The sequence below is a fragment of the Hamadaea sp. genome (genome assembly GCF_013362815.1).
Taxonomy (GTDB): domain Bacteria; phylum Actinomycetota; class Actinomycetes; order Mycobacteriales; family Micromonosporaceae; genus Hamadaea.
Genome location: NZ_JABFVK010000052.1, coordinates 1 through 23,173 on the forward strand (window position 1 = coordinate 1; position 23,173 = coordinate 23,173).

Annotated in this window: 22 protein-coding genes and 1 riboswitch; of the genes, 11 read left to right on the forward strand and 11 right to left on the reverse strand. The window is 69.0% G+C overall.

The genetic code is table 11. The features are described 5' to 3' along the window. Positions 1–75 precede the first annotated feature (75 nt). Genes HOV77_RS23695 through HOV77_RS23705 form a run of 3 tightly spaced genes read right to left on the reverse strand, consistent with a single transcriptional unit; the run spans position 76 to position 2,728 of the window. A complete protein-coding gene (locus HOV77_RS23695) occupies positions 76–816 on the reverse strand; it encodes an energy-coupling factor transporter transmembrane component T (RefSeq protein ID WP_290865178.1) in 741 nt (246 codons plus the stop codon). After that, positions 813–2,138, reverse strand: a complete 1,326-nt coding sequence (locus tag HOV77_RS23700) for an ABC transporter ATP-binding protein (protein WP_290865180.1) — start codon at positions 2,136–2,138, stop codon at positions 813–815. Before HOV77_RS23700 ends, HOV77_RS23695 begins: the two co-directional genes overlap by 4 nt. Beyond that, on the reverse strand, positions 2,138–2,728 hold the full coding sequence (locus tag HOV77_RS23705; protein ID WP_290865182.1) for an ECF transporter S component: 591 nt from the start codon (positions 2,726–2,728) through the stop codon (positions 2,138–2,140). Before HOV77_RS23705 ends, HOV77_RS23700 begins: the two co-directional genes overlap by 1 nt. A 90-nt stretch (positions 2,729–2,818) precedes the next feature. After that, positions 2,819–2,965, reverse strand: a riboswitch (TPP riboswitch). Positions 2,966–3,032: 67 nt separating this feature from the next. Here HOV77_RS23705 and HOV77_RS23710 point away from each other — a divergent pair. From HOV77_RS23710 to HOV77_RS23725, 4 genes are all read left to right on the forward strand, one after another. Further along, positions 3,033–4,043 (forward strand): permease, encoded by a 1,011-nt coding sequence (locus tag HOV77_RS23710; RefSeq protein WP_290865184.1) that lies wholly within the window; start codon positions 3,033–3,035, stop codon positions 4,041–4,043. Next, positions 4,040–4,762: a TIGR03943 family protein gene (locus HOV77_RS23715; protein WP_290865186.1), complete on the forward strand. Its 723-nt coding sequence runs from the start codon at positions 4,040–4,042 to the stop codon at positions 4,760–4,762. Before HOV77_RS23710 ends, HOV77_RS23715 begins: the two co-directional genes overlap by 4 nt. A gap of 163 nt (positions 4,763–4,925) precedes the next feature. Next, a complete protein-coding gene (locus tag HOV77_RS23720; RefSeq protein WP_290865188.1) occupies positions 4,926–6,848 on the forward strand; it encodes an acyl-CoA dehydrogenase family protein in 1,923 nt (640 codons plus the stop codon). A gap of 127 nt (positions 6,849–6,975) precedes the next feature. Beyond that, a complete protein-coding gene (locus tag HOV77_RS23725; protein WP_290865305.1) occupies positions 6,976–7,614 on the forward strand; it encodes a hypothetical protein in 639 nt (212 codons plus the stop codon). A 26-nt stretch (positions 7,615–7,640) separates the two neighbouring features. On the opposite strand, the gene HOV77_RS23730 is transcribed toward HOV77_RS23725, so the two are convergent. The 5 genes from HOV77_RS23730 to HOV77_RS23750 form a co-directional block, all read right to left on the reverse strand. Then, complete coding sequence (locus HOV77_RS23730) at positions 7,641–8,252, reverse strand: hypothetical protein (protein WP_290865190.1); 612 nt, start codon at positions 8,250–8,252, stop codon at positions 7,641–7,643. Between the two features lie 213 nt (positions 8,253–8,465). After that, positions 8,466–8,861, reverse strand: coding sequence for a transcriptional repressor (locus tag HOV77_RS23735; RefSeq protein WP_290865192.1), 396 nt, complete (start codon positions 8,859–8,861; stop codon positions 8,466–8,468). Continuing rightward, on the reverse strand, positions 8,861–9,733 hold the full coding sequence (locus tag HOV77_RS23740; protein ID WP_290865194.1) for a metal ABC transporter permease: 873 nt from the start codon (positions 9,731–9,733) through the stop codon (positions 8,861–8,863). Before HOV77_RS23740 ends, HOV77_RS23735 begins: the two co-directional genes overlap by 1 nt. Positions 9,734–9,803: 70 nt before the next feature. Continuing rightward, complete coding sequence (locus HOV77_RS23745) at positions 9,804–10,562, reverse strand: metal ABC transporter ATP-binding protein (RefSeq protein ID WP_290865195.1); 759 nt, start codon at positions 10,560–10,562, stop codon at positions 9,804–9,806. Continuing rightward, positions 10,559–11,473, reverse strand: coding sequence for a metal ABC transporter substrate-binding protein (locus HOV77_RS23750; RefSeq protein ID WP_290865197.1), 915 nt, complete (start codon positions 11,471–11,473; stop codon positions 10,559–10,561). The genes HOV77_RS23745 and HOV77_RS23750 overlap by 4 nt, the downstream gene beginning before the upstream one ends. 91 nt (positions 11,474–11,564) lie before the next feature. Here HOV77_RS23750 and HOV77_RS23755 point away from each other — a divergent pair, with 91 nt between their 5' ends. The 4 genes from HOV77_RS23755 (at position 11,565) to hrpA (ending at position 17,983) form a co-directional block, all read left to right on the forward strand. Beyond that, positions 11,565–11,903, forward strand: a complete 339-nt coding sequence (locus HOV77_RS23755; RefSeq protein ID WP_290865199.1) for an antibiotic biosynthesis monooxygenase — start codon at positions 11,565–11,567, stop codon at positions 11,901–11,903. A gap of 11 nt (positions 11,904–11,914) precedes the next feature. Next, positions 11,915–12,403 carry a hypothetical protein gene (locus tag HOV77_RS23760; RefSeq protein WP_290865201.1) on the forward strand — a complete coding sequence of 163 codons (489 nt, stop codon included), beginning with the start codon at positions 11,915–11,917 and terminating at the stop codon, positions 12,401–12,403. Between the two features lie 145 nt (positions 12,404–12,548). Then, entirely contained in the window at positions 12,549–13,928 is a 1,380-nt protein-coding gene (locus HOV77_RS23765; protein ID WP_290865202.1) for a glycine--tRNA ligase, read from the forward strand. A gap of 164 nt (positions 13,929–14,092) precedes the next feature. Further along, positions 14,093–17,983 carry an ATP-dependent RNA helicase HrpA gene (gene hrpA / locus HOV77_RS23770; protein WP_290865204.1) on the forward strand — a complete coding sequence of 1,297 codons (3,891 nt, stop codon included), beginning with the start codon at positions 14,093–14,095 and terminating at the stop codon, positions 17,981–17,983. Here the strand turns inward: hrpA and solA are convergent. Further along, complete coding sequence (gene solA / locus HOV77_RS23775; protein ID WP_290865206.1) at positions 17,980–19,089, reverse strand: N-methyl-L-tryptophan oxidase; 1,110 nt, start codon at positions 19,087–19,089, stop codon at positions 17,980–17,982. The genes hrpA and solA overlap by 4 nt on opposite strands. A gap of 132 nt (positions 19,090–19,221) precedes the next feature. Here solA and HOV77_RS23780 point away from each other — a divergent pair, with 132 nt between their 5' ends. Further along, positions 19,222–20,340, forward strand: coding sequence for a lytic polysaccharide monooxygenase (locus HOV77_RS23780; RefSeq protein WP_290865209.1), 1,119 nt, complete (start codon positions 19,222–19,224; stop codon positions 20,338–20,340). An 81-nt stretch (positions 20,341–20,421) separates the two neighbouring features. On the opposite strand, the gene HOV77_RS23785 is transcribed toward HOV77_RS23780, so the two are convergent. Beyond that, entirely contained in the window at positions 20,422–21,273 is an 852-nt protein-coding gene (locus tag HOV77_RS23785) for an SDR family oxidoreductase (RefSeq protein WP_363260834.1), read from the reverse strand. A 114-nt stretch (positions 21,274–21,387) separates the two neighbouring features. On the opposite strand from HOV77_RS23785, the gene HOV77_RS23790 reads away from it, so the two are divergent. Then, a complete protein-coding gene (locus tag HOV77_RS23790; RefSeq protein ID WP_290865211.1) occupies positions 21,388–21,789 on the forward strand; it encodes a helix-turn-helix domain-containing protein in 402 nt (133 codons plus the stop codon). Further along, positions 21,786–22,397: a 50S ribosomal protein L11 methyltransferase gene (locus tag HOV77_RS23795; protein WP_290865213.1), complete on the forward strand. Its 612-nt coding sequence runs from the start codon at positions 21,786–21,788 to the stop codon at positions 22,395–22,397. Before HOV77_RS23790 ends, HOV77_RS23795 begins: the two co-directional genes overlap by 4 nt. Here HOV77_RS23795 and HOV77_RS23800 read toward each other — a convergent pair whose 3' ends face one another. After that, entirely contained in the window at positions 22,398–23,153 is a 756-nt protein-coding gene (locus tag HOV77_RS23800) for an N-acyl homoserine lactonase family protein (protein ID WP_290865215.1), read from the reverse strand. It abuts the gene before it with no gap. Between the last annotated feature and the right edge of the window lie 20 nt (positions 23,154–23,173).

Sequence of the window (23,173 nt, forward strand, 5' to 3'; positions counted from 1 at the left end):
AGAGGTCAGACGGGGTGCAGACCTATACGACATGCTCACCCACACCCACGGAAACCCTCGAAGAGCCCCGTTAGTTCATGATCGCGCGGAAAAGACGACGAGCGAAGCGAGGAGAAGCGCAGCGAAAAGAAGAGCCCAGTCCCCGAGCCCGAAGGGCGAGGGCCGGGCGACAGTACGAGGCGTACCGGAGTCGAACCCCCGAGCATCCATGGCTTGAGCAAGCCGGGTACCCCGGCGAATAGCCCCGACCAGCAGCCCGAACGCCGTTCCCGCGAACAGCGGGAAAAGGCGCAAGGGATTGCCGCCCGAGTCGATGCCCCGAGCGCGCCGGGCCATCGAGATGAGTCGCCATTCTTCGCTGAGCAGCCCGACCAGCCGGAACGCGGCGAGCGCCCCGATCGCGAACCGGGCCGGTGCCTTGACGTGCTGGATCAGCGAGTCGGCGAGGTCGGTCGGGTCGGTGGTGGCGTACACCAGGACCGCCGGCAATGCGAGGGCGAGCAGGCGCAGCGCGTAGCTCACCGACAGCGACAGGACCGAGCTGGTCACGAGGAACGGTCCGAAGTCGAGCAGCACGTCACCGCTGGGAGAAGCGGCGAACAGCGACAACGAGATCACGACGCTGGCCGCGCCCAGGAGTGCCGGCCAGGCCCGGCGCAGCAGCCCCCATGGTGTGAGCCCGAACAACGGCGTGATCAGCAACGTCAGCAGCACGATGCCGCCGAGCACCAAGGAGTCCAATGTGGTCAGCGCCGCCAGCGACAGCAACAATGCGGCGCCGAGTTTCGCGACCGGGGCACGCCGGGCAAGGATCACAGCGAGACCGTCCGATCGGCGAGCACCGAGACGAGCGAGGGGTCGTGGGTCACGGTCACGATGCCGTGCCCGGAGTCGCGCAGCGACGCGAGCAGCGCCACCAGCTCGATCCAGGTGCGCCGGTCCTGCCCGAAGGTCGGCTCGTCGAGAATCAGCAGCCGGGGCGCGGCGGCCAGCGCGGTCGCCACACTCAGCCGCCGCGCCTGCCCGCCGGACAGCGTGAACGGGTTCGCCCGGGCCAGCTGAGCCAGGTGCAGGCGGTCCAGCAGCTCGTCCACGCGGGCGGGCGGCGTACCGCCGAGGGCCAACTCGTCACGGACGGTCGAGGTCACGAACTGATGCTCCGGATTCTGGAACACCGACCCGATGCGCCGGGCCAGCACGGCCGCTCGCCACTTGTGCGGCGCGCCGTCCGGCGTCACCACCGCACCCGCCGCGGGCCGCAGCAAGCCGCCGAGGGCCAGGGCAAGCGTCGACTTTCCCACGCCGTTGGGGCCGGTCACGGCCACGGTTTCGCCCTCTCTGACTGCCAGATTCTGGTACGCCATAAGGCGTACCCGTAGATCCTGAGTGGAGATCAAGGCGCGACCGGGTGGCGCAGAAGCGCGCTGAGCCGGGACCGGATGGCCGGGGACCCACACGCCGGCGGCGGCGAGCTCGTCGCCGAGCCGACCCGTCAGCAGTGACGGGGGACCGTCCGCGCGGACGCCGCCGCCCGGATCGAGGACGACGACCCGAGTGATGAGCGGCAGGACTTCGTCGATGCGATGCTCGACCAGCACCACGGTGACCTCGGCCTCGACCGCCTCGCGCAGCGTCTGGCGCACCTGGGCCGCGCCCTGCGGATCGAGATTGGCCGTCGGCTCGTCCAGCAGGAGGAGATCGGGGCGGGGCGCGAGCGTTCCGGCCAGCACGAGCCGCTGCTGCTCGCCACCCGAAAGCTGATCCGTACGCCGATCCCGCCCATAGGGGAAGCCGACCGCCTGCATGACCTCGTCGACGCGCGGCCAGATCTTCTCGACGGGCCAGCCGAGGTTCTCCAGCCCGAAGGCGACTTCGTCACCGGAGCGCCGCATGACCAGCTGTGAATGCGGATCTTGGAAGACGATGCCCGGCCGGCCCTCGACCTTCAGTACGCCCTCGGACTCGCCCGAGGATGTCGGCAGCAGGCCGGCAAGTGCGGCGAGCAGCGTGGACTTGCCCGCCCCGGACGGGCCGAGCAGCAGCACCCGCTCGCCCCGTTCGATCCGCAGGTCGACGCCGCGGACCGCCCAGGCGCGGCGGCCGGCGTGCCGCCACCCGTACCCGTCCAGGGTCAGCATCAGACGAGCTCGCGCGTACGCCCGGAGGGGAACGGGTCCAGCACCCCGGTGCTGGACAGCCCCCTGGCCAGGGCGAACGAGCCAGCCCCCGCGATCAGCGCGCCGCTGGCGATCTGGATCAGCGCGTAGGTGATCTGCCACGACGCCGACCACTCGCCGTACGAGGTGGTGGTCAGATCGAGGATGGTCGCGGCGGCCCCGATGAGACCACCGGTGAGCAGCGCGTGCGGCAGCCCCCAGCGCTTGTAGCCACCGAGGGCGAAGCCCAGCTCGCCGGCCGCGCCTTGAGCGAGACCGTAGTAGAGCACCGTGACGCCCCAGGCCGAGCCGAGCAGCGCCGAGATGATCGCCGCCACGAGCTCGGCGAACAGGGCCGCGCCCGGCTTGCGGACGATCAGCGGGGCGAGCACGGCGGGCAGGAACCACACGCCGGTGATGGCCGCTCCGGCGGGCGGGAAGCCCGCGAAGGCGGCGCTGAACGGGCCGAACCACAGCTGGTTCCAGGCCCAGAAGACGACGCCGAAGGCGACGGCGACGACAGCGGTGACGACGATGTCGACCGTCCGCCACCGGTAGTTACTGCTGTTCATGACGACTCCTAGTTCGAGGGGGGAACCAGGAGAAGACGCACGCCATGCCCTCATGATCCCAAGTCGGGATTGATGGCATGGCGCAAACGATGAGGTGAAGACCGAACTCCCTACGCTGGCATCGGCGGCCCTCCCCAGGGCGACGCCTTGTCCAGATCAGGTTCGAGGGTCTGCGACCGCCTCCGATTTACGAGGCGGGACGCACTCTCAGCGCTGTGCGCTCCCCTGTCCGTCTGATGTTCAGTTGTATGTTCCGTTGTGGGGCGTAGGCTACACCGCTTTCGGGCCGGTAGCGTACGGGTTCGTGACGACCGTCTCCCCGACCCGGCCCCGAGCGCCGGAAGAAGCGCCGGCCGGACCGCGACGATGGCGGGTCGGCTCCGTCGAGGTGCTCGCCGTTCTCCTCGTGCTCCTGGTGCTGTTCCGTACGCAGGTCGCCGATCTGATCAACGGGCCGCGGATCAGCACTTGGACGACCGTTTTCGTGTCCGTGATGGTCCAGGCGACCCCGTTCCTCGTGTTCGGGGTGGTGCTCTCCGCCGTCATCGCGGTCTTCGTACCCCGGAGCTTCTGGGCGAAAGCCTTGCCGAAGCACCCCGCCTTGGCGGTTCCGGTAGCCAGTTGTGCTGGGGTGGTGCTCCCGGGCTGTGAGTGCGGCTCGGTGCCGATCGCGGGCTCGCTGATGCGCCGCGGGGTCACCCCGGCGGCGGCGCTCGCCTTCCTGCTGGCGGCCCCGGCGGTGAACCCGATCGTGCTCACCGCGACGGCCGTCGCGTTCCCCGGTCAACCGCAGATGGTGATCCTGCGCGCGGTCGGCAGCCTGATCGTGGCGACCGGGATGGGCTGGCTCTGGCTGCGGCTGGGCAAGCCGGAGTGGATCAAGCTCCCGGCCCGGCCCGACCTCGACGACGAGTCGAAGTCGCGGGCGTTCTGGGCGTCCTGCCGCCACGACATCATCCACGCGGGTGGCTTCCTCGCCGTCGGTGCGGCCGCGGCCGCGACGATCAACGTGCTCGTCCCGGAGAAGTGGCTGCTGGCGGTCGCCCAACGGCCGGTGCTGAGCGTCCTCGCGCTGGCGGTCCTCGCCGTGCTGCTGTCGATCTGCTCGGAGGCGGATGCCTTCGTGGCGGCCTCGCTCTCGCAGTTCTCGCTCACCGCTCGGCTGGCGTTCCTGCTGGTCGGGCCGATGGTCGACCTGAAACTGATCTCGATGCAGGCCGGGGTCTTCGGACGCCGGTTCGCCACCCGGTTCGCCCCGGCCACCTTCGCGGTGGCGACCGGGGTGGCCGGCGTCCTGGGGGTGATCTTCCTGTGAACCGGCAGGCCCAAGCCGTCATCATGCTGCTGCTCGGCGGGGCGGTGCTCAAGATCAGCGTAGGGGACCTCTATCTCCGGTACGTCAAGGAGGGGCTACGCCCGTTCTTGCTGCTCTCCGGAGCGCTGCTCGTCGTGGCGGCCGTCATGACGTTGTGGCACGAGTACCGCGTCCCCGAGTCGCATGCTTCCCACGAGCACGATGATCACGGGCACGCGCACGGGGGACCGCTCGTCGGCTGGATGATCATCGCGCCCGTGTTGGGCCTGCTGCTCGTCGCGCCGCCCGCCATGGGGGCGTACGCCGCCGGCCAGTCCGGCACCGCGTTGTCCACAGCGGCCGAGTCGGATTATCCGCCGTTGCCGCCGGGGGACGTCGTGCCGATCACCGTTCTCGACTACGCCTCGCGAGCGGTCTTCGACAAAGGCAAGTCGCTCGGCGATCGCCAGGTGAAACTGGTGGGCTTCCTGGTCACCAGCACCGACGGCAAGCAGGTCCTCGGCCGGATGATCCTGTCGTGCTGTGCCGCCGACGCCCGCCCGATCAAGGTGGCCTTCGCCGGGCAGGGCCCGACCGGGATGGCCGACGACTCGTGGGTCGAGATCGTCGGGACGTACACCGATCAGACCATGCGGGACGCGGTCAACGACGAGATCATCCCGTACATCTCCGTGGTCTCCTGGCGTCCCGTCGATCCCCCGAAGCAGCAGTACGAGTAGCTCTCCCCTCGTGCGTTATCCGGGATAACGTCCCCTCGGCGGGCGACGAGGCCGCGATATCCCGGGATAACGCACCCGAGTAAGACACCTACCGGCGGGTAAGACTGAGCAGTAACGTATAGGGCGACACCACTTGATCCCGTCCCACCGGGGGTGTACGCGAATGACCGCGACCGATGCCAAGCCGCAGGTGACCGCCGACCAGGCTCGGGAGATCCTCGAGTCCAGTCGCGACGAGTGGCGCAAGCCGAGTTTCGGCAAGCAGCTGTTCCTGGGCAGATTCCGGCTGGATCTCATCAGCCCCTGGCCGCAGCCGGATCCGGAGAAGGCCGCCCGGGCCGACGCGTTCCTGCCGAAGCTCCGGGAGTACCTCGAGAACAACGTCGACGGCGCGCAGATCGAGCGGGACGCCTTCATCCCGGACGACGTCTTCGCCGGGTTGGCCGGGCTCGGCTGCTTCGGCATGAAGATCGACCCGGAGTACGGCGGGCTCGGACTGTCCAATCTCCACTATTGCAAGGCGCTGATGCTGACCGGGTCGGCGAACCCGTCTCTCGGGGCGCTGCTGAGCGCGCACCAGTCGATCGGCGTACCGCAGCCGCTGAAGATGTTCGGCACGCCGGAGCAGAAGAAGCGCTTCCTGCCCCGGCTGGCGGCGGGCGAGGTCTCGGCGTTCCTGCTCACCGAGCCCGACGTCGGCTCCGATCCCGCGCGGATGCGCACCAGCGCCACTCCGGTCGAGGGCGGCTACAAGCTCGACGGCGTCAAACTGTGGGCCACCAACGGCACGGTCGCCACGCTGCTGGTCGTGCTGGCGCGCGTACCGAAGTCGGACGGGCGCAAGGGTGGCATCACCGCGTTCGTCGTCGAGAGCGAGTCGGCCGGGATCACCGTCGAACGCCGGAACGCCTTCCTGGGCCTACGCGGTCTCGAGAACAGTGTCACCCGCTTCCACGACGTCTTCGTCCCGGCGGAGAACCGGATCGGGGAGGAGGGCCGCGGCATGCGGGTGGCCCTCGGCACCCTCAACACCGGCCGGCTGTCGTTGCCCGCTTCCTGCGTCGGCGCCCTGAAGTGGTGCACCGGCGTCGCCCGGGGCTGGGTCAACGAACGCGTGCAGATGGGCGTACCGATCGCCAAGCACGAGGCCATCGCCACCAAGCTCGCCTTCATCGCCGCGACCACCTACGGCGTCGAGAGCATGCTCGACCTCTGCTGCATGCTGGCCGACGACGACCGCAACGACATCCGGATCGAGGCGGCGCTGATCAAGCTCTACGCGTCCGAGCTCGCCTGGCAGGCCGCCGACGAACTCGTCCAGATCCGGGGCGGGCGCGGCTTCGAGACCGCCGCCTCCCAGGAGGCCCGGGGCGAACGCGGGGTCGCCGCCGAGCAGATCCTGCGCGACCTGAGGATCAACCGCATCTTCGAAGGCTCGACCGAGATCATGCACCTGCTCGTCGCCCGCGAGGCCGTCGACCAGCACCTCAGCGTCGCCGGGGACATCATCGACCCCAAGGCCCCGACCGGCCGCAAGGTCCGCGCCGGTATGCGCGCCGCCGGGTTCTACGCCCGCTGGCTGCCCACGCTCGCCGTCGGTCGCGGTTCCTTCCACGGGTACGCCGATTACGGCGACCTGGGCCGGCACCTTCGGTACGTGGAGCGGTCGTCGCGCAGACTGGCCCGGCAGACGTTCCGGGGGATGGCCCGCTGGCAGGGCAAGATGGAGTTCAAGCAGAGCTATCTGAGCCGGATCGTCGACATCGGAGCCGAGCTGTTCGCGATCGCGGCGACCTGCGTACGCGCCCAGGCGTCGGGCCGGGCGGAAGAGCGGGAGCTGGCCGATCTCTTCTGCCGTCAGGCGCGGGATCGGGCCGAGCGGTCGTTCCGGCGGTTGCACCACAACACCGACGCCGACGACGTCCGGGGTTCGCGCCGCATCGCCGACGGCCGGTACGCCTTCCTCGAAGACGGCATCCTGCCCCCACCGGAGACGGGGGAGTGGGTCGCGACCTGGGAACCCGGCCCGTCCACCGAACCGGACGTACGCCGTCGCCTGCCCCACGTCCACCGACCTTCCCGTTGATCATGAACTAACGGTCGTGTTCGAGCGGTGTGTCGTGTCCGTCCGGCCCTGATCAACTCCGCGAGCGCGTGATCAACCCACGCGCCTGAGCCTGGGTGCGACGCTCCTCGCAATCGTCCTGGTCGGGCTGCTCTCGACCCCGGCGCAGGCCGCCGTCTGGTACTCGACCGACCGCTGGGGGACCTGGTCCAGCGGTGGTTACACGCTCTACAACAACGTCTGGGGCAACGGCTACGGCCCCCAGACGATCTGGGCCAACTCCGGCACGAACTGGGGAGTCTGGGCCAACCATCCGAACACCGGTGGGATCAAGGCGTACCCGAACTCGACGAAGTGGTCGGGCAAGAAGGTCAGTGCGCTCGGCACGCTCAGCAGTTCGTTCAACGTCTCCGTGCCGACCAGCGGCGTCGCCTTCACCAGCGCGTACGACGTGTGGTCGAGCGACAACGCGCACGAGATCATGCTGTGGATGAACAAGTACGGCGCGGTCGGGCCGCTTGGCTCCTTCCAGACCTCGGTCAGCGTCGGCGGCCACTCATGGAACGTCTACCGCGGCTCGAACGGCTCCAACCAGGTGTACTCCTTCGTGCGTACGAGCAACACCTCGTCGGGGACTGTCGACATCAAGGCGATCTGTAACTGGATCAAGAACCGGGGCTGGTTCGGTGACGTCACTATCGGCAACGTCCAGTTCGGCTACGAGATCACCTCGTCGTCCGGCGGCAAGGACTTCGTGACGAACAACCTCACCGTCACGGCTACCTGACCCTCCTTCGGACAACGCCGGCTCGGTCAGCGGATCCGTGTACGCAGACCGAGCCGGCGCAGCTCCAGTGCCGCCAGGCTGTCCATGGTGCCGGGATCGCCGGCCCGCCAACGGCTGGCGGTGTCATCGGGGAGGGTGGCGAGCCGACGCAGGGGGGCGCTCGTGAGAGCGCGCAGCGCCAGCAGTTCGACACCGCCCCGCCGACGGCGTAGCCGGCTCGCCGCGCTGGCGGTGCGAACCCAGCGGACGCGCAACGGTAGCCACAGCACGAGGGCCAGCAGGATGGGGATGCCGCCGATGGCCCAGCCCAGAATCAGAGCGAGGTCGTGCACCACGTCCTGCTGGCCCTGACCGGCTTCGGCGAGGGAACGGGCGGCCTCGGCCGCCTTGCCGAACGGGATGCCGAGCTTGTCGCCGACTAGCGGGATACCGTCCGCTTTGGACTGTGCGTCGGCGAGGTTGTCGGCCAGGCCGTTGCCGGCGTCCTCCATTTTGCGGCCGGGCGCGGCCAGCTTCATGATCAGCTCGAACACCCGGTGGCCCAGCCAGATCCACGCGACCGTCCAGGTCACCACGAAGAGGTCGGCGAAAAGCTGGCGGGCGAACCGGAAGGGCTTTTCCGCGTAGAGCTTCGGCATGCCGTCCATAGTGCCCATTCGGTACGTCGAATAGGCGTCACCGCGCGAGAGTGACACGGAACCGCGACCGGGGGAGGCGTCATGCTGATCGCGGAGCGGTTGATCATGGTGCTGCGGACGCGACACACCGGCCGATCACGACCGTTAGTTCATGATCAACGGGGCAGGGCGGGGTAAACGGGACGGGACGGGGGTCAACGGGACAGGGCGGGGTCAGCGCGACAGGGAGGCGCAGGCCGAGCAGGTGCCGAACAGTTCGAGTGTGTGGCTGACGTCGGAGTAGCCGTGCTCGGCCGCCACTTTGGACGTCCAGTTCTCCACGGCCGGGCCCTCGACCTCGACGGTCGCCCCGCATGAGCGGCAGACCAGGTGGTGGTGATGGGTGTCGCTGCACCGCCGGTAGAGGTGCTCGCCGCCGGGCGGCCGCATGACGTCGATCTCCTCGGCGTCGGCCAGCGCCTGCAACGTCCGGTAGACCGTGGTCAGGCCGATCGTGTCGCCGCGGTCGCGCAGCATCGCGTGCAGTTCCTGGGCGCTGTGAAAGCCGTCGACGTCCGCGAGCAGCGCGGCGACGGCGGTGCGCTGACGGGTGGTGCGCGGTGCGGTCATCAGCGGTCCACTTTCAGGAGCACGTCGGGCGGGTCGCAGGCCGGGTGACCGGTCGGGATCGACCGCCGCCGCCAGGCCCGCAGGCCTGCCGATCCTACCGCCACGACCAGGAACAACGCGATCGCGAAGAGCACGACCGTCGCACCCACGGCGGTGTCCGACGGCCCGGCGATCACGACGCCCAGGACCGCGCTGGTCAGCCCCAGCGCCATCGACAGCGCCATCGTCGTGCGGAAGCCGCGGGTGACCAGTTGCGCGGTCGCCACCGGCACCACCATCAGCGCGCTCACGAGCAACAGGCCGATCGAGCGCATGGCCGTGGTCACGGTCACGGCCGCGGTCACCGCGACGATCACATTGAGCGTACGCACAGGCAGGCCGGCGACTTTGGCATACTCCTCGTCCTGGCAGACCGCGAACAGCCAAGGGCGCAACCCGATCGAGACGACGAGGACGGCCACCCCGAGAACGGCGATGGTCACCATGTCGGCGTCGCTGATGGTCAGCGGCGAGCCGAAGAGGAACGCGTTGAGACCCTGACTCGCGCCGCTGAGCCCGATCAGGAAGACGCCGCCCGAGATGCCGCCGTAGAAGAGGATCGCCAGCGCGATGTCGCCGGAGGTCTTGCTCCGTTCCCGGATGATCTCGACCGCGACGGCGCCGATGATCGCCACCACCGTCGCGACGAGCACCGGCGACTTGTGCATCAGTACGCCGATCCCGACGCCGGTCAGCGCCACGTGCCCGATCCCGTCGCCGATGAGCGACAGCCGCCGCTGGACGAGGTAGACGCCGAGGGCGGGCGCGGTGAGCCCGGTGATCGCGGTGCCCAGCAGCGCGTACTGCATGAATTGATAGGCGAAGATGCTCATGCGATCACCGTCCTGCGGCCGGCGACCGCATGAGTGAGACTGTGCTTGCTGATGATCAGCCTGCGGCTGCTCATGGGGCTTCCCAGAGACTCGGCGGGGTGTGCGGCGGGTGCGGGTGCACGTGGTCGTGCTCCGGGTGGGCGTGGTGTCCCGCCGGTTCGGGCACCGGTCCGTCGTGCGCCACGAGCCCGTCGTGCAGGACGACTGCCCGGTCGATCAGCGGGGCCAGCGGACCGAGTTCGTGCGCGACGAGGGCCACCGAACCGCCTTTGGCCACGAAGTCGCCGAGCGCCCCGGCGAAGGTCTCCTGACTGGCGGCGTCCACGCCGGCCGTCGGCTCGTCGAGGATCAGCAGCTCCGGCTCCCCGGCCAGGGCGCGGGCGATCAACGTGCGCTGCTGCTGACCGCCGGACAACGTCGACACCGGATCGCGTACTCGATCAGCCAGACCGACCGACTCGATCGCCGCAGTCACCGCCGCCTTGTCCGCCGACGAGGCCGGGCGCCACCCCCGGCGGGCGAGCCGGCCCGCGGCGACGACCTCGCCGACGGTCGCCGGGACGCCGCCACCGGCCCCGAGCCGTTGCGGCACGTAGCCGATCCGCGGCCACTGGCGGAACCGGCGCAGCGGCGTGCCGAAGAGGCGGACCTCGCCGCCCGCCAGCGGCACGAGCCCGAGGGCCGCCTTGATCAGCGTGGACTTGCCCGATCCGTTCGCGCCGAGCAGGGCCACGACTTCGCCGCCGTGCACCGTCAGATCGACGCCGCGAAGGACGGGGCGATCGCCGTACGCGACCACCCCGTGCCGGACTTGCAGGACTTCCGTCACGAACACCCCAGTGCGCTCTGCAACGCCGTCAGGTTCTGCTTCATCACCGTCAGGTAGTCGCCGGTCGAACCGGACGGCAGTCCCTCGAGCGGGTCGAGGACGGCCGTCTTCGCGCCGACCTCCTTGGCGATCGTCTCGGAGATCTTCGGGCTCACCAGCGTCTCGGAGAAGATCGTAGTCGCGCCGTATTGCTTGGCCTTCGCCGCGATGTCCGCCAGCGCCTGCGCCGTCGGCTCTTGTTCGGGGTCGAGCCCGGTCAGCGCGATCTGCGTGAGGTGGTAGCGCTCGGCGAGGTAGCCGAAGGCGGCGTGGCTAGTGAAGATCTCCTTGCGCTGGCAGGTCTTCAGCCCGGTCGCGAACTCCATGTCCAGCTCGGCGAGGTCGGCCGCGAGTTTCGCCGAGTTGTCGGTGAACTGCGCCTGGTGCGCCGGGTCGGCGGCGGCGAACTTCGCCGAGACGGCCGCCGCGATGGTCGACAGCCGGGTCGGGTCGAGCCACACGTGCGGGTCCTTGCCTTGCAGCTCGGGGTGTTCGGCCGACTCCTCGCCGGTCGCGGTCAGCGTGGGGACCAGCGAGAGCACGTCGATCGCCTTGTCCTTGGCCTGCGCCTCGACCGCCTTGTCCACCTCGGGCTGCAGGCCCTTGAGGTAGACGACGACCTTCGCCTCCGCGATCTGGGCGAGCTGCTTGGGGCTGAGTTCGAGATCGTGCGGCTCGGCTCCGGGAGCGGTCAGATTGGTGACCTGCACGGCGTCGCCGCCGATGCGCTGGGCGACGAACTGAAGGGGGTAGAACGCGGCGACCACGGACAGCTTGCCGTCGGCGCCCGCACTGTCCTTCCCGCAAGCGGTCAGGCCCCCGGCGAGCAGTACGCCCGCCGTCGCGACCGTGAGGAGGTGGCGAAGTCTCATGGTCACCACTCTCCCCTAAATGAGAATGATTGTCAAAAGCGTTTTCATGTTGTGACCCATTACGCTGTACAACCGGAGGAGGACGATCTGGATGCTGGTCTTCAACAGGTTCGTGGTCAGCCCGGAGTCCGGCGACGGCGTCGAGGCTTTCGTCGGTCGTGCGCACGCTGCCCTGGAAGCGCTGGCGGCCCGGCCCGGCTACGTACGCGGGGAGCTGACCCGGTCGCTGGACGAGCCCGCGTCCTGGTGTCTCGTCACGGAATGGGCCAACGTGGGGGCGTACCGGCGGGCGTTGGGCGCGTTCGAGGTCAAGATGACCGCCACGCCGCTGCTGGCCGAGTCGCTCTACGAGCCGGTGGCCTACGAGACGCTCGCCTCAGCCCCGCCCGGCGGCCCCGTCGAGCCACGCACCAGCGATCGAGTTGTATAGAGTCGGTGACCGTGACGCAGCCCACGCTTGAGGGCGTCCCGCCCGGCCCCGGAGCCCGGCCGCCCTTCGTCGCGGCCCCGACCGAGGGGTCGTCCACGCGCCTCTGGTGGGGACTCGGCACAGGAGCGGCGGCCCTGCTGCTGTTCTGCGGCGGTGGTCTCGCCCTCCTCGTGGGGCTCGGGATCACCGGATACCGCGCGGCGGAGGACCAGGCCCGGCAGACCATGACGCGCTATCTCGACGCGCTGGAGCGAGGCAAGCCGGCCGAGGCGTACGACCTGGTCTGCGGTGACCTGCGGAAGCGTTACGACCTCGACGAGTTCCAAGCGCTGGAACGGGATGTGATCACGAGCACCGGCTACACCCTCGGCGACGTGAACGCGAACACGTTCGAGATGCCCGTGACCCTGGAGTACGCGTCCGGTCCCGACCGGAATGTGGTCTATCAGCTCGTGACGAACAGTTCGACGGGCCGGGTCGAGGTCTGCGGGACCACCTGATCCCTCGGCGCACGCGTCCCCGCGGCTCCAGTAGCGTTATTCGGGTGCCGGTCGCCGGACCGGCCCATATGGTCGTCTGGGTACGCCCAGCGGCAATCCCGCCGACATCCAGCCGGCGGCAGCCTCCATGGAAGGAGTCATTCTCATGCCTGCGGATCGCATCGACAAGGTCGTCAATCTCGCCAAGAAGCGAGGCTTCGTCTTTCCGTCCAGCGAGATTTACGGCGGCACCCGATCGGCCTGGGACTACGGTCCGCTGGGCATCGAGCTGAAGGAGAACGTCCGCCGGCAGTGGTGGCGGACGATGGTCCAGCTCCGCGACGACATCGTCGGCCTCGACTCGGCCGTCATCCTGGCCCGCCAGGTCTGGGAGGCGTCCGGCCACGTCCGGGAGTTCACCGACCCGCTGACCGAGTGCACCAAGTGCCACAAGCGGTTCCGGGCCGACCACCTCGAAGAGGCGTTCCTGGCCAAGAAGCCGGACGCGATCTTCGACCTCGCCGAGCTGAACTGCCCCAACTGCGGCAACAAGGGCACCTTCACCGAGCCGCGCATGTTCAACGGCATGATGAAGACCTTCCTGGGCGCCGTCGACAGCGAAGACGGCCTGCATTACCTGCGCCCCGAGACGGCACAGGGCATCTTCGTGAACTACAACAACGTCGCGAACTCGGCCCGCAAGAAGCCGCCGTTCGGCATCGCGCAGGTCGGCAAGAGCTTCCGGAACGAGATCACCCCGGGCAACTTCATCTTCCGGACCCGGGAGTTCGAGCAGATGGAGATGGAGTTCTTCGTCGAGCCGGGCAGCGACGAGCAGTGGCACGAGTACTGGCTTCAGGAGCGCTGGAACTGGTACACCGGCCTCGGCATCAACCCGGAGAACCTGCGCTTCTTCGAGCACCCGAAGGAGAAGCTCTCCCACTACGCGAAGCGTACGGTCGACATCGAGTATCGCTTCCAGTTCGGTGGCACCGAGTTCTCCGAGCTCGAGGGCATCGCCAACCGGACCGACTTCGACCTCTCGACGCACTCGAAGGCGTCCGGCGTCGATCTGTCCTACTTCGACCAGGACAAGGGCGAGCGCTGGTTCCCGTACGTCATCGAGCCGGCGGCCGGCCTCACCCGGGCGGTGCTGGCGTTCCTGCTCGACGCGTACGACGAGGACGAGGCGCCCAACACCAAGGGCGGCGTCGACGTGCGTACCGTGATGCGCTTCGACAAGCGGCTCGCGCCGGTGAAGGTCGCGGTGCTGCCGTTGTCGCGTAACGAGAAGCTGTCGCCGAAGGCGAAGGAGCTGGCCGCCACGCTCCGGCAGCGCTGGACCGTCGACTTCGACGACGCTCAGGCGATCGGCCGTCGCTACCGCCGCCAGGACGAGATCGGTACGCCGTACTGCGTCACCGTCGATTTCGACACGCTCGAGGACAACGCCGTGACGGTACGCGACCGGGACACCATGACGCAGGAGCGGGTGGGCCTCGACCGGGTCGAGAACTACCTTCTCGAGCGCCTTCCGGGCTGCTGACTCCTGTTTCTTTTGTTGCGTTATCCCGGGATATCGCGGTTATCGGCGTCGTCGAGGCCGCGATATCCCCGGATAACGCGAGCGGGAGCCATCCGACGCGGGCGGGAGCGCGCGCGGAAATCAAGGTGAGAGCGGGCCGGGGCAACGGATACCCTGGCAGTGCCATGAGCACATCCGAGGAGAGCCGGCCCGAGCGCCCGACGCAGCGCCGCGAAGACGGACAAACGCCGCGTAAGCCCGCTAATCGCCGCAGGGGGCCGCGCCGCCCGGAAAAGCGGGAGCGAAGGGGCCGTACGCCGGAGCAGCTCCAGCACCGGCGGGAGAGCGTACCGAAGATCCGGTATCCCGAGGAACTGCCGGTCAGCCAGCGCAAGGACGAGATCCTCGAAGCCATCCGCGACAACCAGGTCGTGATCGTCGCGGGCGAAACGGGTTCGGGCAAGACGACCCAGCTCCCCAAGATCTGCCTGGAGCTGGGCCGGGGCGTCGAGGGCATGATCGGGCACACCCAGCCGCGGCGGCTCGCTGCGCGTACGGTCGCCGACCGGATCGCCGACGAGCTCGGGGTGGAGCTGGGGGAGCAGGTCGGTTATCAGGTCCGGTTCGGCGGCAACGTCGGCGACCAGACCCTCGTCAAGCTCATGACCGACGGCATCCTGCTCGCCGAGCTGGCCCACGATCGGCGGCTCACGGCGTACGACACGCTCATCATCGACGAGGCGCACGAGCGCAGCCTCAACATCGACTTCATCCTCGGCTATCTCAAGCAGCTGCTGCCGAGTCGCCCGGAGCTGAAGGTGATCATCACTTCGGCGACCATCGAGACCGAGCGGTTCGCCCAGCACTTCGCGGGCGCGGACGGCAAGCCCGCCCCGATCATCGAGGTCTCGGGCCGCACCTACCCGGTCGAGCTGCGCTACCGCCCGCTCGTCGTCGAAGGGGATGAAGAGGACACCGACGAGGCCCGCGACCAGGTCACCGCCATCTCCGACGCGGTCGACGAGCTGGCCGCCGAGGGCCCCGGCGACATCCTGGTCTTCCTCTCGGGCGAGCGCGAGATCCGGGACACCGCCGACGCCCTCACGCGCCGTCAACTCCGCTTCACCGAGATCATCCCCTTGTACGCCAGACTCTCCACCGCGGAACAGCATCGAGTCTTCGCGCCGCATACGGGACGGCGGATCGTGCTCGCCACCAACGTGGCGGAGACGTCGCTGACGGTGCCCGGCATCAAATACGTCATCGACCCCGGCACCGCCCGGATCTCCCGGTACAGCCAGCGCTTGAAGGTGCAGCGGCTGCCCATCGAGCCGGTGTCGCAGGCGAGCGCCAACCAGCGGGCCGGTCGATGTGGCCGGACGAGCGACGGCATCGCCGTGCGGCTCTACTCCGAGGAGGAGTACCAGGCCCGGCCGGAGTTCACCGATCCGGAAATCCTGCGGACGAACCTCGCCTCGGTCATCTTGCAGATGGTGGCGCTGCGGCTGGGCGAGGTCGAGGACTTCCCGTTCATCGACCCACCGGACCGGCGCAACATCCGTGACGGCTACGACCTGCTCCACGAACTTGGCGCGCTGACCGCCGAGGGGACGCTGACCCCGGTCGGGCGGCGGCTGGCCCGGATTCCCGCCGACCCCCGATTGGGCCGGATGATCCTGGAGGCGGAGCGTACGGGCTGTCTGCGCGAGGTGCTGGTGATCGCGGCGGCGCTGTCCATTCAGGACCCTCGGGAACGGCCCCAGGACAAGCAACAGCAGGCGAGCCAGTCACACGCCCGGTTCGCCGACAAGGAGTCGGACTTCCTGGCGTACCTGAATCTCTGGAACTATCTGCACGAACAGCAGCAGGAACTCTCGGGCAACCAGTTCCGCCGGCTGTGCAAATCGGAGTACCTGCATTATCTCCGCGTACGCGAATGGCAGGACCTCTTCGGCCAGCTGCGCCGGGCGGTGGCGGAGAACGGGGATCGGCAGCAGGCGGTGACCGCAGCGCCCGACCCGGACTCCTCCGTCGACGGCGACGCGATCCACCAGGCGTTGCTGGCCGGTCTCCTGAGCCACATCGGTCTCTACGAGCAGGAGAAGCGCGAGTACGCCGGAGCCCGCGGCGCGAAGTTCGCGATCTTCCCGGGCTCGGTGCTCTTCAAACGATCCCCCCGCTTCGTGATGGCCGCCGAACTGGTGGAGACGTCCCGGCTCTGGGCCCGGACGGTCGCCAAGGTCGAGCCGGAGTGGGTCGAGAAGCTCGCCGGGCATCTGGTCAAGCGTTCCTACAGCGAGCCGCACTGGTCCCGGAAGGCCGCCGCCGTCCTCGCCTACGAGCGGGTCATGTTGTACGGCGTACCGCTGGTCGTGCAGCGCCGGGTGAACTTCGGGCAGATCGACGCGCCGCTGTCCCGGGAGCTGTTCATCCGGCACGCGCTGGTCGAGGGGGACTGGGACACCCGGCACGAGTTCTTCGCCAAGAACAAGGAGCTCCTGGGCGAGGTCGAGGAGCTGGAGAGCCGGGCTCGCCGCCGCGACATCCTCGTCGACGACCAGACGCTGTTCGACTTCTACGACGCCCGCATCCCGGCCGACGTGGTTTCCGGGCGGCACTTCGACAGCTGGTGGAAGGGCATCCGGCGGCAACAGCCCGAGCTGCTCACCTTCGATCCCGCCATGCTGGTCAACGCCGGAGCCGGCGGGGTCACCGAGGCCGACTTCCCGGACGTGTGGCGTACGGGGGATCACGAGTTCCCGCTGACCTATCAGTTCGAGCCGGGCACGGCGGCCGACGGCGTGACGGTGCACATCCCGCTTCCGGCGCTCGCGGGTCTCACGACCGAGGGCTTCGACTGGCAGATCCCGGGACTGCGTGAGGAACTGGTGACCTCGCTGCTGCGCGGGCTGCCCAAGGTGCTGCGGCGGCATTTCGTGCCCGTCCCCGATCACGCCAAGTACGCCTTGACCCAGCTCAAGCCGTACGAGGGAACACTGCTGGAGGGGCTCGGGCGGCACCTGCATCGGCTGGCCGCCGTCGAGATCCCGTATGACGCCTGGGATCTGTCGCGTATCCCCGACTACTTGCGGATGACATTCTCCGTGGAGGACGGCGGCAAGGTGCTCGCGACCGGCAAGGATCTGGTCGCGATCCAGGAACAGCTGCGTCCGAAGACCAAGGAGGTCTTCCACGAGGCAGTCTCCGATGTGGAGCAGTCCGGGCTGCGCGAGTTCCCCGAGACCGAGATCCCGCGATCGGTCGACCGCAAGCGCATGGGGTACACCGTCACGGCGTACCCGGCGCTGCACGACGAGGGCGACTCGGTCGGCGTACGCCTCTATGAAAGCGAAGCCGAGCAGCAGAAGGCGATGTGGCGAGGCACCCGGCGACTGCTGATGCTCAACCTGCCCTTCTCGCCGGTCCGTTATCTGTCGAGCCGCCTGGACAACGCCGCGAAGCTGGCGCTGAGCCGTGGGCCGCACGGCAGCGTCGCCGCCCTCCTCGACGACTGCGTCGCCTGTGCGGTGGACCGGGTCATCGCCGAGAGCGGCGGCCCGGCCTGGGAACCGCAGGCGTTCGCGAAGCTGCAGGAGACCGTCCGGGAGCGCCTGTTCGAGGCGTTCGAGGAAGTGGTCTCCAAAGTGCAGCTGATCCTCAAGGCGTCGTTCGAGATCGAGCGCCGGCTGAAGGCGGTGTCGAACATCGCGTACGTGGCGGCCGTCAACGACATCCGCAAGCAGCTCACCGGCCTGATCCGGCCGGGTTTCGTGGCGGAGACGGGCTGGTGGCTGCTGCCGCATCTCCAGCGCTACCTCAAGGCGATCGACATCCGGTTGGAGAAGCTACCCGGCAACATCCAACGCGACCGGTCCCACACGGATCTGATCCACGAGATCCAGCAGGAGTACGCCGACGTCGTCGCCCAGCTCCCGCCCGCCCGCCGGGCGGCCGACGCGGTCACCCAGATCCCCTGGATGATCGAGGAGCTGCGGGTCAGCTACTTCGCGCAGAGCATGGGGACGGCATATCCGATCTCGGACGTGCGCATCTTCCGCGCGATCGACGCCCTCTAACCGAATCGGGTGGGGGAGAACAGCGCGAGGTCGTAGGGCGGGACAGCGCCGGTGGCGAGGTCGGCCAGGATCTCCCCGACGACGGGCACGAACTTGAACCCGTGCCCGGAGAATCCGGCCGCGACCACCACCCGCTCGGAGAACGGGCCGATCACGAAGTTCTCGTCGGGAGTCAGCGTGTAGAGGCATTGCTTGCCGCCCAGGTATGCGGCGTCGGCCAGAGTGGGGATACGCGGTCGCAGCCAAGTGCGTACCGGCTGCTCTTCGTCGGGACGCGGAGGCGCGGCCCCGGCGTCGGCCTCGACCACCTCGGGCCGGGGCGTGGCATGGAAAGCGGCCTTGACCTGGCCCTGGTGCTCGGGCACCCCGTACGCCGTGAGCCCACCCGCCTCCCAGATCCAAGCCGGGAACTCGGCCGGAGTGAAGCCGGGACCCGGCTGCCAGAAGTGCTGCACGCGGCGCTCCACCCGCAGCGGCAACCCGGCGAGGAGGCCGGGAGCCCACCCGCCCGGCGCGATGACCAGGCGATCGGCGTGGAGTTCGTCGCCGTCGGCCAGCGATACCGATACGCCGGCCCGTGTCTCACGGTATGAGACGGCGACTGTGCCAAACCTGAGCTTCGCGCCCGACCGCTCGGCGAGCTCGAGAATCGTCGAGATCGCCGTCTCGGGGGTGAGGAACCCGGCGGCCGTGTCGAGCACCGCGACCTCGTCGTCGGCCGGATCGAACTGCGGGAACCGGCGGCGAACGGCCTCCGCGTCGAGCAGTTCGTACGCCAGCCCGTGCTCGCGGGCGCTGGTCAACGCCCCGCTCACAGTCGCACTGTCGGGCCGGCCGAGGTTGAGCCCGCCGGTCGGCGTGACGAGCTTCCGGCCGCTCGCCGCCTCGACGTCGCGCCATAACGCGTAGGTCCGGCGTAGGAGCGGAACGTACGCCGCGCCTTCGGCGTAGGTCATCCGGATGATCCGGGTGCCGCCCGCGTGCGCGCCGCGATCGTGCGGTGGCGTGAACCGGTCGACCCCCACGACGTCGGCACCGCGCACCGCCAGCGTGTACGCCGCCGCCGACCCCATGCTGCCCAACCCGAGAACGATCACTTCCGGCATCGGGTCACCTTAACCCCAGCGCTGACTGGGAGCGTTCCCACACTGTGACATCTGCATTGCTGGATCTTTATCGGCGTGATGCGCTTGCCGCACCTGTCCCCGTGCTGATCACCGGTCCGAAGGAGGAACAAGGTGAAGTTCAGACGCGCGACGGTGGGACACTCCATTGTGGTGGGATTGGTCGCGGCGGTCGTCGCGGCGCTCATCCCGGCCACGTCATGGGCACATGGTGCGCTGCTGACCCCGGGCAGCCGCACCTATCTGTGCTACAAGGACGGTCTCACTTCCACGGGCGAGATCAAACCGACCAATGCCGCCTGCCAGAACGCCCTCGCGGTCGGCGGCGCCCAGCCGTTCTACGACTGGTACGGCGTACTGCGGTCCGACGGCGCCGGGCGTACCACCGGGTTCATCCCCGACGGCACGCTCTGCAGCGGCGGCTTCTCGAAGTACGCGGGCTTCGACGCCCCCCGCAACGACTGGCCGCTCACCCACCTGACGTCCGGTGCGACCATCAACTGGTCGTACGCCGCCTGGGCCGCCCACCCCGGTTGGTTCTACCTGTACGTCACCAAGGACGGCTTCAACCCGAACCAGGCGCTGACCTGGGCCGACATGGAGACGACGCCGTTCTTGTCGGTGGACCACCCGCCACTCAACGGCTCCGCTCCGACCGGGAACTACTACTGGTCGGGCAAGCTGCCGAACAAGACCGGTAGGCACATCATCTACTCGGTCTGGAAGCGATCGGACAGCACGGAGACCTTCTACGGCTGCTCCGACGTCGTGTTCGACGGCGGCAACGGCGAGGTCACCGGCATCTGCCCCGGCTGCGGGGGCGGCAACCCGTCTCCGTCGCCTTCGGTGACGACCAGCTCGTCACCGAGCGCTTCGGCCTCGCCGAGCGCGTCCGCCTCGGTTTCGCCCAGCGCGAGTTCGCCCAACCCGACGGGCGCCTGCTCGGCCACCTATTCGATAGTGAACTCCTGGGGCGGTGGCTTCCAGGCCGAGGTGGTGGTCAAGGCCGGCTCAGCGGCCGTGAACGGCTGGACGGCGAAGTGGACCTTCGCCAACGGCCAGACCATCAGTCAACTGTGGAACGGCACCTACACCGCCTCGGGCTCCGGCATCACGGTCAAACCCGTGAGCTGGAACAGCTCGATCCCGGCCGGTGGATCCGTGAGTTTCGGCTTCCTCGCCTCATCCAGCGGGACGAACGCCGTTCCCACGGTGAGCTGCACCAGCCCGTAGCTCTGCTGACGGCTGCAGATCACGGTTACGCATGCCAAATCCGCTCACGGAAGCATGCGTAACCGTGATCTGCCGGGAACCTCAGACCGCGGAGCGCACCGCGTCGGCGAGCGAAGTCGTCGGCCGCCCGATCAGCCGGGCGAGGTCGCCGCTGTCCGAGGCGAGATCCCCGCGCGCGATGCCGAGGTCGGCGTCGGCGAGCGCGGCGGCGTAGCCGGCGTCGAGCCCGAAGCCGGTCAGTGCCTCGGCGTACGCGTCGGCCGGGAGATCCTGATAGCTGACCGGCTGGCCGGAGGCGTCAGCGAGTTCGGCGGCGTACTCGGCCATCGTGAAGGGTTCATCTGCGGCGAGTTCGTAGACCTGGCCCGCGTGCCCGTCCGTGGTGAGGACGGCGGCTGCGGCGGCGGCATAGTCGGCCCGCGGCACCGCACCGACGCGGCCCGTTCCGGCGCTGCCCAGCACCGCCCCGGCGGCGATCGCGGCGGCGGCCGAACCGGTGTAGTTCTCGGTGTACCAGCTGTTGCGCAGGAGCGCGTACGGCAGACCCGACGCGGCGAGGTACGCCTCGGTCTCCTTGTGCTCGCCCGCCAGCGCGACCCCGGTCGTGTCGGCCTTCAAGATGCTCGTGTACGCCAAGAACGGCACGCCCACGGCGACTGCGGCGTCGATGGCGTTCTCGTGCTGCGGTACGCGCCGGCCGACGACGGAAGCGGAGATCAGCAGGAGCTTGTCCGCCCCGGTGAACGCGTCCTTGAGCGACTGCGGGTCGTCGTAGTCCGCGTGGCGTACCTGGACGCCCTGAGCGGCCAGATCGGCGGCCTTTTCGGTGTCCCGGACGGCGGCGACGATCTGCGACGCGGGTACGCCGCGCTCCAACAGGTCCGCGACGACGAGGCGGCCGAGCTGTCCGGTGGCTCCGGTGACGACGATCATGATGTTCTCCTTAAGTAGCTCTCCAGCGATCCTGCACTAACTTTTGGAAAGTGCCAACTGATAGTGAGCGCCATCATGCCGGGTTGTGCTGCGTATGCGCGTACCGTGGAGGACATGACCGAGCGCCTCCCCGAGATCGAGCCGAGCGACGAGCTCATCGCCGACGTGTTCGCCCGCGGTTGCGACTCCCGCAACGCGCTGGAGGACATCGCCGGCAAGTGGGGGATCTTGGCGCTGGTCGCGCTCGACGAGGGGGCGTACCGGTTCAACGCGCTGCGCCGCCGGGTCGACGGGGTGAGCGAGAAGATGCTGGCCCAGACGCTCCAGACGCTCGAACGCGACGGCATGGTGAGTCGCGACGTCCAGGCGACCATCCCACCCCGGGTCGAGTACAGCCTCACTCCGCTCGGCAAGCAGGTGGCCGAGCGCATGCGCAGCCTGATCGACCTGCTAGAAGGTCACCTGCCGACCGTTCTCGCCGCCCAGGCCGCGTACGACGCGAAGAAGCAGGGGTGACCCCGACCCGGCTCACCGGTGTGCCGCTGCTCCCGGAGATCACCCTCTACCAGGCCGACGAGCAGGCCCGGCTCTTCGACGACGGCTACTCGAGCGAGCGCCCGCCGCCGTTCTGGGCCTTCGCCTGGCCGGGCGGCGTCGCCCTCGCCCGCCACGTGCTCGACCGGCCCGAGACCGTCCGCGGCCGCCGGGTGGTCGACCTCGGCTCGGGTTCCGGGGTGGTCGCGATCGCGGCTTCGCTCGCTCAAGCCCAAGTGGTACGCGCAGTCGACGCGGACCCGGCCGCGATCACCGCCATCGAGCGAAACGCCGCCGCCAACGGAGCCCAGGTCGAGGCGATCCCCGGCGAGGCGGACCCGGTCCGGCTCGCCGACGCGGAAGTCGTCCTCGTCGGCGACGCCTTCTACACCGCCTCGGTAGCGGCGGCGATGACGAAGCTGCTCAGCGCGGCGGCTCGCCGTGGAGTCGAAGTCCTCGTCGGTGACCCTGGACGCGGTTTCCTGCCCCGGCACCTCCTCACCGAAGTGGCGCGCTACGACGTCCCGGTACGCCCAGCGCTGGAGGACACCGGCGTCAAGCCGACCACGATCTGGCGCTTCCAGCGTTGATCATGAACCTAGGGTCCCCCTTTGCGGCGTGTCGCCGCCCCTGACCTCATGATCAATCGGTTCCCAGACGGCGGAGTCGTGGGCGAAGAGGACGCGCTTCGGGTCGAACTCCATCAGGCGGTCCAGCCACGGGCTGTGCGGCGCGGCACCGACCGTGCGGGCCATTTCGTCGTGGGAGAACTCCGACGCGAAGTCGTGCGCCTGACCGGCCAGCACGACCGTGCCGTCGGGACGGCGTACGACGAGGGACTGGTGACCGTCGGTGTGACCGGGTGTCGGGATGATCCACACGCCGGGCCACACCTCGGTCTCGCCGTCGAGTTCGGCGTACTGGACGCCGGTGAAGTCGATCAGCTCCGGGAGGGTGTATTCGGTGGTCCGGGCGGTGGTCAGCTCGGTCCGCTGAGCGAGGATCGGCGTACCGGGGAACAACGGGTTGCCACCGCAGTGGTCGAAGTGCAGATGGCAGTTGACCACCAGGCTGACCTCGTCGAGCGCGACGCCCGCGTCGGCCAACGCCGTACGCAGATCCCGGCGATGCGGCTGGTAATGCGCGTCGACCTCCGGGTCGGAGCCGATGCCGGTGTCGAACAGCAGCACCCCCTCGGGCCGTCGCACCACGTACGCCAGAATAGATTCGGCCCTTCCGCTTTGGGGGCGGGTGGTCGGGGCGGCAGCCGGGTCGACGCGGGGATGCTCGGTTCCCGCTTCGGAGGCGGGCCGGATGATGTGCCCGAGGTCGAGTCGTCGCAGCATGCGCGCACCCCTTAGGTTGG

Coding starts and splice junctions, on each gene's coding strand:
- HOV77_RS23700 (WP_290865180.1), bottom strand. CDS start 2,138: ATGCTGACCCTGGACGGGTACGGGTGGCGGCACGCCGGCCGCCGCGCC.
- HOV77_RS23705 (WP_290865182.1), bottom strand. CDS start 2,728: ATGAACAGCAGTAACTACCGGTGGCGGACGGTCGACATCGTCGTCACC.
- HOV77_RS23720 (WP_290865188.1), top strand. CDS start 4,926: ATGACCGCGACCGATGCCAAGCCGCAGGTGACCGCCGACCAGGCTCGG.
- HOV77_RS23730 (WP_290865190.1), bottom strand. CDS start 8,252: ATGCCGAAGCTCTACGCGGAAAAGCCCTTCCGGTTCGCCCGCCAGCTT.
- HOV77_RS23735 (WP_290865192.1), bottom strand. CDS start 8,861: ATGACCGCACCGCGCACCACCCGTCAGCGCACCGCCGTCGCCGCGCTG.
- HOV77_RS23740 (WP_290865194.1), bottom strand. CDS start 9,733: ATGAGCATCTTCGCCTATCAATTCATGCAGTACGCGCTGCTGGGCACC.
- HOV77_RS23750 (WP_290865197.1), bottom strand. CDS start 11,473: ATGAGACTTCGCCACCTCCTCACGGTCGCGACGGCGGGCGTACTGCTC.
- HOV77_RS23755 (WP_290865199.1), top strand. CDS start 11,565: ATGCTGGTCTTCAACAGGTTCGTGGTCAGCCCGGAGTCCGGCGACGGC.
- HOV77_RS23765 (WP_290865202.1), top strand. CDS start 12,549: ATGCCTGCGGATCGCATCGACAAGGTCGTCAATCTCGCCAAGAAGCGA.
- hrpA (WP_290865204.1), top strand. CDS start 14,093: ATGAGCACATCCGAGGAGAGCCGGCCCGAGCGCCCGACGCAGCGCCGC.
- solA (WP_290865206.1), bottom strand. CDS start 19,089: ATGCCGGAAGTGATCGTTCTCGGGTTGGGCAGCATGGGGTCGGCGGCG.
- HOV77_RS23785 (WP_363260834.1), bottom strand. CDS start 21,273: ATGATCGTCGTCACCGGAGCCACCGGACAGCTCGGCCGCCTCGTCGTC.
- HOV77_RS23790 (WP_290865211.1), top strand. CDS start 21,388: ATGACCGAGCGCCTCCCCGAGATCGAGCCGAGCGACGAGCTCATCGCC.
- HOV77_RS23800 (WP_290865215.1), bottom strand. CDS start 23,153: ATGCTGCGACGACTCGACCTCGGGCACATCATCCGGCCCGCCTCCGAA.